The sequence below is a fragment of the Roseivirga ehrenbergii genome, from assembly GCF_001593005.1.
Lineage (GTDB): Bacteria > Bacteroidota > Bacteroidia > Cytophagales > Cyclobacteriaceae > Roseivirga > Roseivirga ehrenbergii.
Genome location: NZ_LQZQ01000009.1, coordinates 115,983 through 132,996 on the forward strand (window position 1 = coordinate 115,983; position 17,014 = coordinate 132,996).

The 17,014-nt window shown below is 40.1% G+C and carries 15 protein-coding genes and 1 riboswitch; of the genes, 6 read left to right on the forward strand and 9 right to left on the reverse strand.

Going from position 1 to position 17,014, the window contains the following annotated elements:
• The first annotated feature begins 135 nt into the window (after positions 1-135).
• Positions 136-1,050, forward strand: a complete 915-nt coding sequence (locus tag MB14_RS07950) for an ABC transporter ATP-binding protein (RefSeq protein WP_062301496.1) — start codon at positions 136-138, stop codon at positions 1,048-1,050.
• Positions 1,047-2,357 carry an ABC transporter permease gene (locus MB14_RS07955; RefSeq protein WP_062591049.1) on the forward strand — a complete coding sequence of 437 codons (1,311 nt, stop codon included), beginning with the start codon at positions 1,047-1,049 and terminating at the stop codon, positions 2,355-2,357. Before MB14_RS07950 ends, MB14_RS07955 begins: the two co-directional genes overlap by 4 nt.
• 255 nt (positions 2,358-2,612) lie before the next feature.
• Here the strand turns inward: MB14_RS07955 and MB14_RS07960 are convergent, their stop codons facing one another.
• The 4 genes from MB14_RS07960 to MB14_RS07975 form a co-directional block, all read right to left on the reverse strand.
• A complete protein-coding gene (locus tag MB14_RS07960) occupies positions 2,613-3,341 on the reverse strand; it encodes a pentapeptide repeat-containing protein (protein WP_062591050.1) in 729 nt (242 codons plus the stop codon).
• Between the two features lie 281 nt (positions 3,342-3,622).
• Positions 3,623-5,095, reverse strand: a complete 1,473-nt coding sequence (guaB, locus tag MB14_RS07965) for an IMP dehydrogenase (RefSeq protein WP_062591051.1) — start codon at positions 5,093-5,095, stop codon at positions 3,623-3,625.
• A 112-nt stretch (positions 5,096-5,207) separates the two neighbouring features.
• Positions 5,208-6,359 (reverse strand): aminotransferase class V-fold PLP-dependent enzyme, encoded by a 1,152-nt coding sequence (locus MB14_RS07970; RefSeq protein WP_062591052.1) that lies wholly within the window; start codon positions 6,357-6,359, stop codon positions 5,208-5,210.
• A 2-nt stretch (positions 6,360-6,361) separates the two neighbouring features.
• A complete protein-coding gene (locus MB14_RS07975) occupies positions 6,362-6,880 on the reverse strand; it encodes a thioredoxin family protein (protein ID WP_157716555.1) in 519 nt (172 codons plus the stop codon).
• On the opposite strand from MB14_RS07975, the gene pnuC reads away from it, so the two are divergent.
• From pnuC to MB14_RS07995, 4 genes are all read left to right on the forward strand, one after another.
• Entirely contained in the window at positions 6,879-7,592 is a 714-nt protein-coding gene (gene pnuC / locus MB14_RS07980; RefSeq protein ID WP_062591054.1) for a nicotinamide riboside transporter PnuC, read from the forward strand. The genes MB14_RS07975 and pnuC overlap by 2 nt on opposite strands.
• A complete protein-coding gene (locus MB14_RS07985; RefSeq protein WP_062591055.1) occupies positions 7,585-8,094 on the forward strand; it encodes an AAA family ATPase in 510 nt (169 codons plus the stop codon). The genes pnuC and MB14_RS07985 overlap by 8 nt, the downstream gene beginning before the upstream one ends.
• Before the next feature lie 21 nt (positions 8,095-8,115).
• Positions 8,116-8,212: riboswitch (TPP riboswitch) on the forward strand.
• A 53-nt stretch (positions 8,213-8,265) separates the two neighbouring features.
• On the forward strand, positions 8,266-10,722 hold the full coding sequence (locus MB14_RS07990; protein WP_062591056.1) for a TonB-dependent receptor: 2,457 nt from the start codon (positions 8,266-8,268) through the stop codon (positions 10,720-10,722).
• 187 nt (positions 10,723-10,909) lie between these two features.
• Positions 10,910-11,557, forward strand: coding sequence for a hypothetical protein (locus MB14_RS07995; protein ID WP_062591057.1), 648 nt, complete (start codon positions 10,910-10,912; stop codon positions 11,555-11,557).
• A 303-nt stretch (positions 11,558-11,860) separates the two neighbouring features.
• Here the strand turns inward: MB14_RS07995 and MB14_RS08000 are convergent, their stop codons facing one another.
• The 5 genes from MB14_RS08000 to prmC form a co-directional block, all read right to left on the reverse strand.
• A complete protein-coding gene (locus tag MB14_RS08000; RefSeq protein ID WP_084376004.1) occupies positions 11,861-13,654 on the reverse strand; it encodes a M56 family metallopeptidase in 1,794 nt (597 codons plus the stop codon).
• Positions 13,651-14,019, reverse strand: a complete 369-nt coding sequence (locus tag MB14_RS08005) for a BlaI/MecI/CopY family transcriptional regulator (protein WP_062591059.1) — start codon at positions 14,017-14,019, stop codon at positions 13,651-13,653. Before MB14_RS08005 ends, MB14_RS08000 begins: the two co-directional genes overlap by 4 nt.
• A gap of 75 nt (positions 14,020-14,094) precedes the next feature.
• Positions 14,095-15,327 (reverse strand): DUF4934 domain-containing protein, encoded by a 1,233-nt coding sequence (locus tag MB14_RS08010; protein ID WP_062591060.1) that lies wholly within the window; start codon positions 15,325-15,327, stop codon positions 14,095-14,097.
• Between the two features lie 63 nt (positions 15,328-15,390).
• A complete protein-coding gene (locus MB14_RS08015; protein ID WP_062591061.1) occupies positions 15,391-16,077 on the reverse strand; it encodes an alpha/beta fold hydrolase in 687 nt (228 codons plus the stop codon).
• Positions 16,074-16,934: a peptide chain release factor N(5)-glutamine methyltransferase gene (prmC, locus tag MB14_RS08020; protein WP_062591062.1), complete on the reverse strand. Its 861-nt coding sequence runs from the start codon at positions 16,932-16,934 to the stop codon at positions 16,074-16,076. Before prmC ends, MB14_RS08015 begins: the two co-directional genes overlap by 4 nt.
• Positions 16,935-17,014: the final 80 nt, after the last annotated feature.

Below are 17,014 nucleotides of genomic sequence, written 5' to 3' on the forward strand. Positions count from 1 at the left end.
AAAAATCCACAAATCGACAACATCTTCCGCTCAGCAGGTTCTTGACTATATTTAGGATTTCAATTTTAATCTTGTGATACTTTTAAAGGTACTTAGTACCGATTAACTTTAAAGTATTCACAAAACCACATAACCTTGAATATACTCGAAGCCAATCACATTTCGAAAAGCTATGCCGAGCATAGAGCTTTGAACGATGTGAGCATAAGCATTCCCAAGCAGTCTATTTTTGGCCTATTAGGACCAAACGGGGCAGGGAAAACCACACTCATCAGAATCATCAACCAAATCATTATGGCCGATGAAGGCGAAGTACTCATAAATGGGGAAAAGCTAAATCCACGTCATGTTGAAATTATCGGTTATTTGCCCGAAGAGCGAGGTCTGTATAAGAAAATGAAAGTAGGCGAACAGCTTATGTATTTGGCACAGCTGAAAGGCATGTCGAAGTCTGAAGCGAAAGCCAAAATCAAAAAATGGCTTGAAAAACTTAGTCTAACCGAGTGGGCGGGTCAGAAAGTAGAAGACCTTTCAAAAGGGATGGCTCAGAAAATTCAGTTTATCGCTACGGTAATCCACGAACCACAGTTGCTTATTCTAGATGAGCCGTTCTCTGGTTTCGATCCAGTGAACGCTAATTTGATTAAAGACGAAATTCTTGAATTGAGAGATAAGGGGGCAACCATTATTTTCTCTACCCACAGAATGGAATCTGTAGAGCAGCTTTGTGAGCACATTGCCATGATCAATAAATCGGAGAAAATTTTGGATGGTACTAAAAAGGAAATCAAGAACTCTTTCCGATCAGATAAATACAAAGTGGAATACAAGGGAGATTTCTCTGGTTTAGGTGCCGAATATGAATTGCTGGACACCAAGCATTTGGAAGACGGTTATTATGAGGCGATTATTCAATCGAAGAACGGGCATAACCCGAATCACCTGCTCAGTCAGTTAATTGCTAAAACCGAAGTGCATTCGTTTGTAGAAGTCATTCCTTCAGTGAATGATATATTTATTTCAATTGTGGAAGGAGGGAACAAAAGATGAAACAGATATTTTTAGTACTCAAAAGAGAATATTCTACCAGGGTAAAGAAGAAGTCATTTTTACTGGCCACCATTCTTATCCCACTCATATTTCCAGCCGTAATTTTTGGAATTGTTTATTTAGGAACAAATGATGGCGACTCTTCAAAAGAGGTGTATGTGCTCGATGAAAGTGGTTATTTTCAAGATTCTTTCAGTAATACTGGTTATGAATATACTTACCTGTCGAGTAACCTAGATGATGCGAAAGAGAAGTTTCAAGAAGATGATGTCTACGGGTTAATTCATATTCCAGAAATTGACCTTGACGATGTTTCTAAAACGCGTTATAGTGATTTTTCTTTTTACTCAGAAACCAACCCGGGTAATCAGGCCATGAAAAATTTCGAGTCTGAAATTAAGAGAGAACTTGAAGCAGTAAAGCTGGATAGATCGGGTTTAGACCCTGCTGTGATTAATTCGCTTAAAGTCAGCGTTAGTTTGAGTTCTTTCAATCTATCTGAATCTGGCGAGGCCAAAGAAAGCAATACAGACTTGAGTTCCGCTGTTGGGTATGTGTTCGGCTTCTTGATTTACATGTTTATTTTCATCTACGGTAGCCAGATTATGCAGTCTGTACTCGATGAGAAAACCAGTAGAATTGTAGAGGTAATTGTATCTTCTGTGCGTCCTTTCCAACTGATGATGGGTAAAGTATTGGGCGTTGGAGCTGTTGGTGTTACCCAACTTCTCATTTGGATTGTATTGATGTTTACACTTTTCTCCGTGGGCATAACGGCCTTAGGGGGCGGAATGGAAGCTATGGCAGGTCAGATGCCTGCTGAGGTTGATATGACTCAAAATCAAGAAATGGCGGCCAATATTCAGGGAATGTTAGATACCATTCCTGTGACCCAAATTGTAGTTTCATTCTTGTTTTACTTCTTAGGGGCTTATTTCCTTTATGGAGCACTTTATGCCGCCATTGGCTCTGCGGTAGATAGTATCCAAGATGCTCAGCAGTTTATGCTGCCTATCATGTTGCCAATTATCGTGGGGATTATTTCATTAACATTCGTGCTACAAGATCCGCATAGTACAATGGCGGTTACCCTGTCGATGATTCCATTTACATCTCCCATTGTAATGATGGCCCGATTACCATTTGGAGTACCTACATGGCAGTTACTGCTTTCTATGGGGCTTTTGGTTTTAGGATTTATTGGCACCATATGGATGGCCGGAAGAATCTATCGCGTAGGGATATTAATGTACGGAGCAAAAGTGAATTGGAAGACCATCGCCAAGTGGTTTACCATGAAAGTTTAACTGAAAGATCTATAACAATATTAGAGGCCGTCTCAGTAGAAACTGAGGTGGCCTCTTCGTTTTCTCTTAAGGCTATTTCGGAAGAACCCTCCCAAAGCTAATGATTCTATACTCTCAGGAGTTAATGGATTCAGTTGAACTATGGAGAATAACTTTTGGAGGGTTCTCAATAGAAAGCTAGTGCAAGGCAGCAAATGAAACACAAAGAAGGCAACCCATGGGCTGCCTTCTTTGTGCGTTCTAAACGATGACCAATTAGTTGTCGAGCATATTTTTTGAAAATTTACGACCGTTAATGTCGGTGTATTTAGAGTCGATGTCCCAACGCACATATAGATTGTTGATGTCGAAATCGCCTCTTACTTTGGTGTATTTAATGTCCAATGATCTTTCAAAACGAGCCGAAGAAAGGTTAACCCCATTTCTAAATTTTGTGTATTTGAAAATGGCATGTTCGTCAAAGGTGGTGTTTGAAAAATCTGCTAGTCTAGAAAATTCAGCATATTTAAAAGTGGATTCATCTTTGAAAGTAGAACCTGCAAATGAAGCTTCGCGCTCAAATTCTGAATACTTGAACATGGCGTCACGTTCAAATTTGCAGTTTTTGAAAACTACATCTTCTTCAAAATCGGCTGTAAAAGTATATTCCGACCTGTCATCGTGAAAGTAAGCGATTACATCATTTTCGAAAACTACATTCTCGAAAGTGATTTTACTTTTGATCAATTCATTAACGGTGTTGTCTCCGCCATTTCTCCACCAACTTCTTCTGCGGGGTAAATCGGGTGCTTTTTCATCCATATAAGTGAAATCTAGCGTTCCAGAAACTGTCACATTAGAATACTTAATATCTTCTCCGTTTTTCATTGCCTTCATAATATCCGAAGCCTTCACTGTAGACTGCGCTTGGGCATTGACTGAAAATAATGAGACCAGAAGAAATGTGAAAAAGGTGAGTTTGAGTGTGATTTGTTGTGTTTTCATGTTGTTTTAAGTTTTGACCTTTTATTATAGACTGATAAACCAAGAATAGGTTACAGTACCTGTAACAGATGACCAAACGAAGTGAAAGGTTGCATAGGTTAAATGCTTAAATTTGAGAGGGTCATTTGACATTACTACCAGTATGATCTAATTAGTCACGTTAATCAAACAGACTCTTACGGCCTTGCCTTAATGGCAAGACACTCAGAGTGACGGTTCATTTTAAACAAAAAGCCACTCATTTGAGTGGCTTTCGCATTATTAGTCTGAGTAAATCAGATTTATCTTCTGCTGTAGTTAGGCGCTTCGCGGGTAATCATAATATCATGCGGATGGCTTTCGCTCATGCCGGCATTGGTGATTTTCACGAATTGTGCTTTTTGCAAATCTTCAATAGTGCCTGCACCACAATAGCCCATTCCTGCTTTCAAACCACCTGTTAATTGGTAAAGCATTTCCTGAACTGTGCCTTTGTAAGGTACACGACCTACAATTCCTTCTGGCACTAACTTCTTAATATCATCTTCCGCATCTTGGAAATAGCGGTCTTTCGATCCATCTTCCATGGCCTCCACAGAGCCCATACCTCTATACGATTTAAATTTTCTTCCTTCGTAAAGAATTACTTCACCCGGAGCTTCTTCAGTTCCTGCAAGCAAAGAACCAATCATAATAGTACTAGCCCCGCCAGCAATGGCCTTTACCAAGTCGCCAGAGTAACGAATGCCGCCATCAGCAATAACCGGAACGCCCGAGCCTTGAATGGCTTTAGCCGACTCATATACAGCCGAGAGCTGTGGCATACCCACTCCCGCAATTACTCGCGTGGTACAAATACTGCCTGGGCCAACACCTACTTTAATGGCGTCTGCACCAGCATCTACCAAAGCTTTGGCAGCCGCAGCCGTGGCTATGTTTCCTACTATCAATTCTAAATCAGGGTAAGAAGCTTTAACACGTTTCGCCATATCAATCACTCCTTTGGAATGACCATGTGCGGTGTCAATAGAAATAACATCTACACCCGCATTTTTCAATGCATCAATCCTTTCGATAATATCTGGTGTAACTCCAACAGCAGCCCCTACTCTTAAACGACCGTATTCATCTTTACACGCGTTAGGTCTGTCTCTGTTTTTCAGGATATCCTTATAAGTAATCAAGCCACTTAACTTACCGTGTTCATCAATAATCGGAAGTTTCTCGATTTTATATTCTTGAAGAATGCCCTCGGCCTCATCTAAACCAATTCCCATTTTCGCGGTAATCAAGTTCTCGATGGTCATGATTTCGCGCACCGGCTTGGTCATGTCTTTGATAAAGCGCATGTCGCGGTTGGTTACAATACCAACCAAGTTTTGGTCTTTATCAACTACAGGAATACCACCAATTTTATTCTCACGCATGATTTTGTCCGCGTCCCTTGCCGTGCTTTCTACATTCAGGGTAATTGGGTCTAAAATCATTCCGCTTTGCGAACGTTTTACTTTTCGCACTTGCTGGGCTTGTTCATCGGCCTTCATGTTTTTATGAATAAAACCTAAGCCACCTTCCAGCGCCATAGCAATGGCCAATTCGTATTCAGTAACGGTATCCATAGCGGCCGAAACCAATGGAATATTCAACTGAATGTTTCTGGTAAGTAATGTTTTTGTGTTGGTATCTCTGGGTAAAATCTCAGAGTAAGCAGGAAGAAGCAGGACGTCATCGTAGGTCAGTGCTTCAAAAAGGAATTTGTTTGTGTCGAGAGCCATGGCAAATAAAAACAGGGTTTATTTGCCGGACAAAATTACGGAGATTGACGGATTAAAAAAACTATGGACTCAATATTAATTTTCTTTCCGCTTTCATGCCTTTCTAAAGTCTTTACACCTGCTTTAAAGATCGGATCAAACGCCCAAAATCTTCTTTGGTATTATAAACATGGGGCGACACTCGGATAGAATTTCCGCGTACCGAAACAAAAACTTTGTCGGCAGCCAAGCGGTTTTTCACTACTTCTAAATCAAGGCCTTTTGGCAATCTGATTCCGAAAAGGTGTTCGCTCCGATATTCTGCGGACTCAATTTGAAAACCCATTTTCGCCAACTCCTGCTGTGCTTCATGGGCAATCGACTTACAATAGGCTTGGATGTTTTCTGGCCCCCAAGCATTTACTTGACGAAGCGCCTCTGTAAGCATTGGGCTAAGAATAAAATTGGCACTTTCGCCTACTTCGTAGCGGATGGCTCCCGGCTGATATTCATCTTGATAGTTCACCAAATTGGCAAAATTCTGACTGTCCAAACGGTTCATCCAATTGTTTTCAATGGGTTTTCCGTTTTGGAAATATTCGCCAAAATAAGCCATGCCTGTTGCGTAAGGCCCCATCAGCCATTTGTAACCAGAAGCCACTACAGCATCGGGCTGAAATTCTTGCACATCAAAAGGCAAAGCGCCAATGGATTGTGTGCCATCAATCACTAACAGCGCACCTATTTCTCTGGTACGCTCTCTAATTTTTTTAAGGTCGAATTTAGTGCCGTCTGCCCAATGGATATGGCCAATGGCGACCATTTTGGTTTTACTGTCGATGGCTTCTAGAATGCGTTCGTTCCAAAGTTTACCACGGTTTTCAGCAGTTTTCGGAGCTTTTACAATACGCAATGTCACGTCTTTTTCTTTCTCCAACTCCTTCCAAGCATACACATTGCTAGGAAATTGCCCTTCGGGAATGATGATGTTATCGCCTTTTTCTACCTGAAGGTTTTTGGCCACATTGGCCATGCCATAAGAGGCTGAGGGCGTAATGGCACAAAGGTTTTCGTTTTTTACGTTGATCAGTTTGGCAAATTCTGCCCTGAGCAGTTCGCCATTTTTAAAAAAGTCTTCAGGCTTAATTGTGGTCGGATCTTCCTTTCCGTACACTGCCCTAACGCCTACTTCTGCCACCGATTTAAGCATGGGCGACATATACCCGCAATTGAGATAAGTAATGTCTTGCGGTAAATTAAACAGGTGACTTTGGTTAGGAAGCATGGCTATTTTAAAATGCGTACCAACTCCTCTTCAAAAGAACCTTCTGGCTCTTCAATTACACGCTTAATTTCTTCGCCATTCAGATAAAAAATAATGGTAGGTGTATTCTTAATATCGAAGCCTTTTTCCTTTCCTTTTAAACTGGTTTTATCTACATCTAGCGCATAGAGCTCAAGCTGATCTCCTATTCCCATATCGTCCATAATGCGCATTAAACGAGGTATTTCTCGGTTGCTGTCATGACACCATGTGCCCATGAAAGCAAGTATTTTTAGGTTTTTGATGTTCTTTTTCTTGGCATCCTTAAGTAAGTCAGTATTAACCCTATAGGTCTTATAATTACTATTGAACCATAGCTTATACGGCATCTGTTGCAGCCCTTCTTTATTGATAGGTCCATTCAATATTTTATCCACATGGGTCGACACACTTTCCGTCTCAACATTGTATTCGGTCTCTTGCCCATTCATTACCAAAGGGAATGCAACGAGAATAACCACTAACATAATAATTGCTTTCATGATCTCCATTCTGTTTAAAATCAACAAACGAAATATACCACAAAATTATATCTTTGACGACATGCACCTCAACGACATCTGGCAAGACATCATTTCATATGCTCAAGGAATAAGCATGTGGGAGCTTTCAGGGCTTGTTTTTGGAATTCTGGCAGTACTCTTTTTAATTAAAGAAAGTGTGTGGACGTGGCCTGCAGGTGTGGCTTATGTTCTTGTTTCCTTTTTCGTTTTTTGGGAAGCGCGATTATATGGCGACTTCATTCTGCACATCTTTTTCCTAGTGTTAAATATTTATGGGTGGTACTATTGGACCAAAGGGAAGAAGGGTGATCAACCTGATGTTCTTATAAGTCATACCAGTGCTAAACGGGGTGTTTTTCTTATTGCCATCACCTTTGTTGGAATTTTTCTATTCGCACAATTCTTAATCAATATTCACAACTATTTTGAAGGAATGGAACCAGCCGCATTGCCTTACTGGGACAGCACTACTTCTATTTTGAGTGTAACAGGGATGTGGCTAACGGCCAGAAAAAAAATTGACAACTGGTATTATTGGTTTGCGGTAGACGTGCTCGCTACTTGTATCTACTTTTATAAAGAACTTTATTTTTATTCGTTTTTATACTTTTTATACATCGGTATGGCCATTGCAGGTTATTTGGCTTGGAAAAAAACCATGATGAAACAACCACAAAAACAGCATGATTAAAGTAGCAGTTATTGGTCCAGAGAGTACGGGGAAAACTACTTTAACAAAGGCATTGGCCAAGCAATACAATACCGTTTGGGTGCCTGAATATGCAAGGGAATATTTAAATCAGCTCGATAGGCCTTATGTGCAATCCGACCTTTTGGAAATTGCTAAGGGGCAAATCGAGAGCCAAAAGAAAATGCGTAAACAAGCCCGCGATTTACTTTTCTGCGATACAGATCTACATGTGATTAAGGTATGGAGTGAGCATAAATATGGGGCTTGTGATTCTTGGATACTGAATCAGCTTCAAATGCAGTATTACGATTTGTATATTCTTACGGACTTTGATATTCCTTATGAAGAAGATCCACTTCGCGAACACCCAGAAATGAGATCTTACTTTTTTGATATCTATCATAACCTCATGAAAGACAACGACAAAGCCTTTATTATAGCGCAAGGAGATTTAAAAGCTCGCATTGAGCAAGCCAAGAAAGCCATTGGCGCCTTGCTATAATTAAAAACTGTTCTACCTTTGTCGCGAATTAAGGGGTGCCCTATAACAGCGGGCTGAGATTATACCCATTGAACCTGATGCAGATAATGCTGCCGAAGGGAGGTATGGTAAACATTTAAAAAGGGAGCGCTTCCCCTGGCGCTTCGTTTGTGAACCATTTAAAATTACAAAATGCAAAAATTAATTTTGACGTTGGCTTTAATGCTGACAGCAACGGGTGTGTTTGCGCAACACTCCCTAAAAGGAACAGTTGTGGACGAAGCAACTGGGTCGCCAATTTTTGGTGCCAATCTTATGATTGAATCAATTCAAAAAGGTACTTCTACAAATGAAGAAGGTGAATTTGAGTTGAACAATATTCCTCCGGGCACTTACAATGTTAAGGTAAGTATGGTGAGTTACATCACCTTAAACAAAGTGGTTGAAGTGACAGCCAATCAAACGGTTGAATTCAGGCTGAAATCTGATTTAACCAAGTTAGAATCGGTGGTAGTAACTGGTACTAGAGCCAGCGAAAAGACGGCCACTACTTTCTCTGAAGTTTCGAAGGAAGAAATCGAGCAGCAGAATTTAGGGCAAGATTTGCCTTTTTTACTGAACTGGACGCCTTCTGTAGTGGTAACTTCTGATGCGGGAGCTGGTGTAGGCTACACCGGCATTCGAATTCGTGGTAGCGATGGTGCCAGAATTAACGTAACCATCAACGGTATTCCGGTAAACGACTCTGAATCACAAGGCACTTTTTGGGTAAACATGCCCGATTTGGCCACTTCCACAGATAATGTGCAAGTGCAACGTGGTGTAGGGACATCAACTAATGGCGCAGGCGCTTTTGGTGGTTCAATTAACATTGCCACTAACAATTTGAGCCAAGATGCGGAAGCCAGTATCAACACTTCAATAGGCTCATTCAACACTCAAAAATATAACGCAGTGTTCAAAACAGGTTTGTTAGAAAACAACTTTGCTTTCGAAGGAAGGTTGTCCAATATTTCGTCTGACGGTTATATCGATAGGGCCTCTTCTGACCTAAGTTCTTACTTCCTTTCTGGCGGTTATTACGGCAAAAAATCAATTCTGAAATTGATCACCTTTGCGGGTAAGGAGCGTACCTACCAAAGCTGGTATGGAACACCAGAAGCAAAAATCAAGAACGATGCCGCAGGAATTGATGCCGTAATTGCCAACAATGGTCTTTCGGCTGAGCAGGCCGCTAACCTTCGTAATTCTGGCAGAACTTATAATTTCTACGACTATCAAAATCAAGTAGACGATTACAAGCAAGCGCATTACCAAGCCCATTTTTCACATCAGATTAACGAGCCATTGAGCTTTAACACTTCATTACATTACACCAAGGGTGCCGGTTTTTTTGAGGAATACAAAGACGATGAGGATTTTGCAGACTATGGTTTAAATAATGTAACGGTAGGTGCAACTACCATAGAATCGACAGATTTGATCAGAAGACGCTGGTTGGACAATGACTTTTACGGAGTGACTTATGGTTTGAATTACGAAACCGAAAACCTACAAGCGAATTTTGGTGGCGCCTACAATGAGTATAAAGGCGATCATTTTGGTGAAATCATTTGGGCCGAATATGCGAGCACCAGCCGTATTGGAGACAGGTATTATGAAAGCACTTCAGAAAAATTCGACTTCAATAATTTTGTGAAGGTGAACTACCAAGCCAACGATAAGATTAACCTCTATGGCGACTTACAGGTGAGAACAGTAAACTATGCGAGCAGAGGCAACGATAACGATTTAAAGGCTTTCGATTTCGATAACCAATATTCGTTCTTCAATCCTAAGTTTGGCTTGACTTACCAAGTGAGCGCCAGTGCAAACGCCTACATTTCTTACGCTCGCGCGAATAAAGAGCCGAATCGTTCAGATATTATTGACGCACCAACGGGAGCCGAGCCTAAAGCGGAACAGTTGAACAACCTTGAGGTGGGCTATAGACTGAACAAATCAAAATTTGCTTTTGAAGCGAATTACTATTTGATGGACTATAAAGATCAACTGGTGTTGACAGGTGAGGTGAACGATGTAGGATCGAACATTAGAACCAATGTAGCCAACAGTTACCGAATGGGAATTGAGCTTCAGGCAGGAGTAGAGTTGGCTAGAGGTTTAGAGTTGAACGCTAACCTTACGCTAAGCGAAAATAAAATCAAGAATTTTGAAGAAGTACTTTACGATTACGGAGCAGCTTTTGACGAATACAACGAAGTTAGAAACAATTATACTGATACCGATATTTCATTTTCACCAAGTGTAATTGCAGGTGGTCAGCTGAGTTATATGCCTACTTCTGGCTTGTCGCTGAGTCTGCTTTCTAAATATGTGGGCGATCAGTATTTAGACAATACTTCAAACGAGAATCGTCAGATCGATGCATTCTTCATTAATGATTTTAGAGTGAATTACAGCATTAAGCCGAGTTTCGTAAAAGAACTTACGCTGAATTTATTGGTGAACAATATTTTCAATGTGGAATACGAATCGAACGGATACACCTTTGGCTACTTTGGTGGAGCTAATTATGAGGTAAGGGAGAATTACCTTTACCCTCAAGCGGGCACTAACTTCTTGTTATCCTTAGGGCTGAAGTTTTAAAGATAGATTAGTTTAGTATTTCGAAAAGCCTTCGGCATTTATTTGCTGAGGGTTTTTTGTTTTAGGATTCAACCTATTTCAGGACGATACACCACACTACTTGATCAAAATTCTCTCACCAATCGTTTTCGATTCCTTAAAAATGCTGCAATTTTGAACAGCGTATTTAACCAAGGAAATCAGCCGTATGTCATCACACCACATTGTTAGAGACGAACAAGAACCCGCTTTACTCATTGACGACCCAAAAGCTTTAACGATTGAAGATGTAGATCAGCTATTGGAGTGGAGTCCCACGGTTATTGTTACTGAGAAAGCGCTTAGCGAAGTGCTAAAATGGGGAATTAAAATTGATGTGGTGGTAGCCAACATCGCCAACCTACAAACACTGAAGCCAAGACTTGCCGAGCAATCTCCAGTACAGTTATTGGGCTTTGAAGATGATGATTTACTGGCCTGTGCTTATATCTTTCTGCTCGATCATAAATACCCTGCGGTAAATGTAATGGCTGATATTTACCAATCTACAGTGCTCGATACAGTAAAGGAATTCTCAAAACAGATTGACAGTATCGTATTTGCTATTCACCAAAAGTGGACTTACGTTTCTAGTGGCCATTTTGAAAAATGGGTGATGGTGAGCCATCATTTTGGAATTCACCCAGTAGCGCAAAACACCTTTTTTACTTCGGAAGGATTTTATAATGATTACGAGAATGAAATGCTTTTAGAACCCATTGAGCTTACTGCCGAAATCACAGGTAAAATCAAACTTAAAACCAACGAAAAGCCCCTTTGGATAGTAGAGGCCGTAACCACGGACAGCTATAAATAGAAGTTTGATATGTAGGAAAACCCTCTAAAAGTTAAGATGATTGGTTTTCCAGCGCTCAATGATTCCATTAAGGCATAATTAAGAACTTTTGAGGGTTGAGCTTGATTGAACTGTTATGAAACATTATCTGTAGCACTTTATTATTTAGCTCAGGTTATGAACAAACCGCTCCAAAAGATTTGTACTTATTTCATGAGGAGGAAAGTATTATTAACCCTTTAGCGAAGAACTTTTAGAGGGTCTTTCAAATAGAAACAGCCGACTGTTGCCGGCTGAATCTTGTGAAGTGTAGTAAAACTAGAACTACAAAAGTGATTTTGGTATTTCAATGGTTACCCAAGAAGATACTTCCTTCCCTTTCTCAAGGCTAGGATCCCAGCTGTAAAGATTAGACACCGCAATTATGTTATCATGAAGCTGTCTTAATAATGCATATACATCATCTTCATGGCGGTTTTGCTTCACTTTACTTTCAAGTGACAATTGAGAAATGTAGCCTGAGCGACTCACCTGAAACTTAAACTCAATCTTATCTGGTAAATCCTCTTTCTTCAAAGATTCAGTTCGAATAACATCGGTCACTACATTTTTCAAAAATCTGTCTAGGCCTCCAACAGGCTGAGCTTCTCTTGTAATTGCATTGGCCACCACAACATCTTTCTTGCTTCTAATTGTATCAGCAGGGTTAAAAGTATAAGGTCTAATCACCAAGTATTTATTTGTGACAAACTGCATTTCTGATGGCATAGGGTAATCCGGATACACTTGATGCACATTTTCCTTTACCCAAGTCTTTGCTAGCTCGAACATGGCCAAGCGATCTTCTACAGTAAGCTCAATATTCAATTCAGACTTGTTAGGAGCTGGTTCGAATCGTTGAAACACGTTATCAAAAACTAATTTTTTCTCCGAATTCATGTTGATATACAACCCTACTTCTTGCCCAGCATTTTCATTTTCGCTCTTGAGTGAAAAATAAAAATTATCAATTAATACTTGGTGTTTATCAAGAAATACAACTGGAAAAGTAAGATGATGAGGGCCTAATCTTACCCATGTATCTGGTGATTTACCACTTTTCTCAACTATTTCTTTCCCGTAATGTGGTTGATTTCCTTGGCCACCTGAGGCTACCCATAGATCAGATATTTTAAGAACTTGGCTCTCATTGTTACTCTGTCTTTGCCCATAACTTACCGTTTGGCTAGCGATAACCAGTACCAATACAGCAAAGGAAATGAGTGAAGCATAGCTGCTTCGTTTAGATGTTTTTTTGAGTTTCATAACTTTAAGTCGTTTAGAAAGTGAAGAAATCAATGCGAAGGAATGCCCAAGCGTAACTGAACTGGTTCTTAAACTCAGGGCCAATAAAATTTCGGTATAGCGCCCAAAATTGGTGGACTTTAGTACTGCGGAATCGGCCAAAGCTTCGTGGTTGGTCTTCAATCCTTTTTGAAAAAGGTAAATGGCCGGATGGTACCAAAGTGCACATTGAGCCAAAGCAGCGCAAAGAATATCTACCGTGTGCTTCTGATTTAAATGCAGGTTTTCGTGCTCCTGAATAACTGTCCATTCTGATTCAGAATAGTCAACTGACTCGGGAATGAAAATCCATTTCCAGAAGGAGAAAGGGTACTTTACTGAAGGGTGACTGATTACGTTTTTACCCAAATCCCTCAATTCCGTACCCGTTAATCGCCAATAGGTGAGTTTTGCTAATTCACTAAAGAAAACCAAAAGACTTATGGCCACTCCTGTTAAATATACCCGCCAAATAATATTTGAAGTGCTGTTTACAGAGGAGGTTTCGGTGACTAGGGCTTCACTGGCTTCAATTGATTTGGGCACAATTTCGGCCACAGGAGAAATCAATGATTCATCAAGCTTTTGAAACACCTGAGTATTAGATACGGGCTTTTCGCTGGCACTGAACTTTATTACTGGCCAAAGTAGGGCTGCTACTAAGACCGATAAGAGCAATACTCGTTTCAGATGAAACTGCGTATTATTTCGGAACAAGAAAAAATAAACACCATACAAGAGGCTTAATAATAAGCCCGCTTTTAGGCTCCAGATAAGTATAGGGTTCCACATCATTTCTGTTCTTTATTTTTCTCAATTACATCAATGATCTCATCGAGCTCTTTCAGGTCAATGTTCTTCTTTTCGGTAAAGAAGGAAACGAGTTTACTTAAAGAGCCTTCGAAATATTTTCCTACCACATTGCTCAAAGCAAATTCACTGTAGGCCTCTTTGCTGACAAGGGGATAGTAGCGCTTGCTGTTACCGAGTTTTTCAAAATCGACAAAGCCTTTTTGTTCGAGTATAGTGAGTACGGTAGCAACAGTAGTGTAGCTTGGGGGTGTGCCTTCAAACTGATCCAGAATTTCGCGAGTAAAGGCCTTTTCTAGCTGCCAAAGCAACTGCATAACCTTTTCTTCGGCCTTAGTAAGTTCTTTCATACTATAAATATAGTAAATAAACTAAATAAATAGTAATACTTCTATAAAAATAGTAGAAAGAACTTTTGGAGGGCTCTACTTTAGCTTGGCGATCATAACAACAGGATTGTCTTCGGGCTCAATATTTTGCAGCGTTTGTAGGTTTTCAGGAAGAGAGGCGATTTTGTCGGGGTTGTTCTGAAACCATTCGTAGACTTCTTCAGCCGTGATTAGGCCTAACATCTCACCCTTTTCATTGATAGAGGTGGGGTAAAAGGGAACAAAATTATCAATGTCGTTCGTGTAGCCAGTTTTGCTATTACTTGTTGATGGATCGGAAAGAAAAGCTTCTTTGGTTTTTCGATTGTAATATCCGTAGGCCAATTTCTCCTTAAAGGAAACATTATAGAAAACAAAATCTGGGCTTTGCAGGGTATTACGAACAAACATATATTCGTTTTTTTTCTCGTCACTCATGCTTTCTTGTTCTGCATAGGGAGGACTGTATTTTCCTAGTTCATAAAGAAAAGCAGGTTTCAAAGTGTCAGCGCCCACATTAAAAACAGTATCATTAAAACTCTCTTTGAAAAATAGTGCGTTGTTGTAGTTTTGAAAATCAGTCTTTTCAAAACGAAACGAATCGCTTAGTTTCTTATAACTCTGGTGATTCGGATATAATTTTAGTACTTCCCCGTTAAAATCATAAACCACTAGCCTAAATGGCTCGTCTCCTTTAATATTCATAAAGTAACCCGCAACGAACCTATCGTTGATAATGCCATGTGAGGCAATAACACTGATATCGGTCAAAGATCCTTTAGTGAGCTTTTTGTCGAGATCATCCATTTGAGGAGCAGGAATCGTGTTTACTAAAAGCCCCTCGCTTAAGGAGTATTCATATAAACCAAGTTTACCTTTCGCGTAAACCGTTTTGTTTTTTGTATTGACACCAAGCTCAGTCATTGCATTAGAAAAGCCTTCAGGGTCGTCTCCTTTGCGGCCAATATCTCTGAGGTAAGTTCCTGTTTTCCGGTCAAACAGCGATATCCGATCAGTAGACTTCATTAGAATGACTGAGTCTCCAAGTGTAGTTTTCAGGAAGAACCATTTGTAAAAAGCCCCTTCACCTGTCTCTAATCGAATGTATTCAATGTCTGAGGCAAAATCACTCATGTTGATCGGTGCAGCATTGTTGTAGGCTTCTACCAAATTAATAGTGGTCAGGCCAGTCTCGATCTCCTTCTCGTTGCTACAAGAAGAAAAAGTAAAGAGGACTATGAATACGGCAAGAAAGGGAAAACCAGAGCTGATTAACTTAGATTGGAACATATAAAGCTTATATCTAGATTAGAAATAAACTCTAAAGATATAAGTTAATCCCTAATTCGCTACTTAGATCAAAGTGTTCTTCAAATTTTCACATAAGGTGTCTAAATCTACTTTCTCCAAAGGGTGTGGCATATTTGGGATCGAGATAAACTTTCCGTTGGGAAGAATTGTAGCCACATTTTCACTTTCTTCTTTGCCCACCATAGTGTCATCAGCACCCAATAGAATTGTTACTTGATTGGTGATTAAAGGAAGATTTTCCATAGTGAGCAAAGGCTCATCGCCCAATTCTAGCATCATGCCTGCGGTTTGCCAAATCACTTGTTTCCATTGCTTTTTACCATGACGCTCTTTCAAAAGCGCAGCATATTGCGGCACTTTCTCCTTCATTAGTTCTGGGTTCAAACGGGCAGTTTCTTCTTCTGCACCTTCGGCTGTCCAGGTTAATTTAGTGCCAAGGGTGACGATTTTGCCTATCAAGTTCGGCTTAGAAGCTGCCAGATAAAGAGCCACATAACCGCCCATGCTGTAGCCAAAAATATCCGCACCTTCCAATTTGTGCTTGGTAATAATGGCTTGGAGTTCTTCAGCAAAAACTTCGATTCCAAAGCCTTCTTCATTTACTGGTGCACCGCCATGTCCAGAGAAATTCAAAGTATGTACTTCAAAATTTCCTTTTAGCTTATTTGTAAGGCCTTCAAACATTGAGGCGCTACCAAGCGCACCGTGTAATAGAATCAATTTTTTCATTTCGAATATTTTTGTGCTTGTAGCATTCTGTCTTTTCCTTGTAAATCTTTTTTGAGGAGCACTTTAGTAAAACCAATGTCCTCCACCAGTTTAATCATTTCCTTCCCAAATCTTTCATGAATCTCGAAATAGAGTATTCCGCCAATCTTCAAATGCTGGAAGGCTAATTCTGCTATTCTTCTATAGAAAATCAACGGATCGTGGTTCTCTACAAAAAGCGCCAAATGTGGTTCGAACGATAATACATTCGAGTTCATTTCGGCCTTATCACTTTCAGGAATATAAGGTGGATTACTGACCATTATATCCAACTGAGCAAAAGGGAAAGTGTTTTCTAGAATATCTAAGAGTGTAAAGTCAACCTCAACGCTATTTTGTTTGGCATTCTCTTGAGCCAATGTGAGAGCTTCTTCACTTACGTCAACAGCTATTACTTGCGCGTTTGGTATTGCCTTTTTTAGCGCAATTGGAATACAGCCTGTTCCAGTACCAATGTCTAAAATGGAAGGAGCTTCAATTCTATTCTCTGTCACAATCCAATCCACCAGTTCTTCCGTTTCTGGCCGAGGAATTAAAGCCCGTTCATCTACCTTCAATTCGCAGCCATAAAATTCTACACTTCCTAAAATATGCTGAATTGGCTTGTGTTGATTTAACTCATTAATCGCTTTTGCCAAGCTCTGTTCAGAATGTTCAGCCAACGAAAATTCATCGTTCAAAATGATCGCCATTCTATCTAAACCATAAAAATGACTTAGAAGTAAGTTGGACATGTTGGTGGCTTCGCGCTCATCATAAACACCACTGAGTTTCTCAACAATAGATTGAATTTTAGCTTTGGGTTTTTCAAAAGGCATAAGCAAAAGTAGTGAGAAGGATTTGCATGTGGGTTAGTCAACCCTCCAAAAGTTGTCAACTAGCATTTGGAACGTTTAGT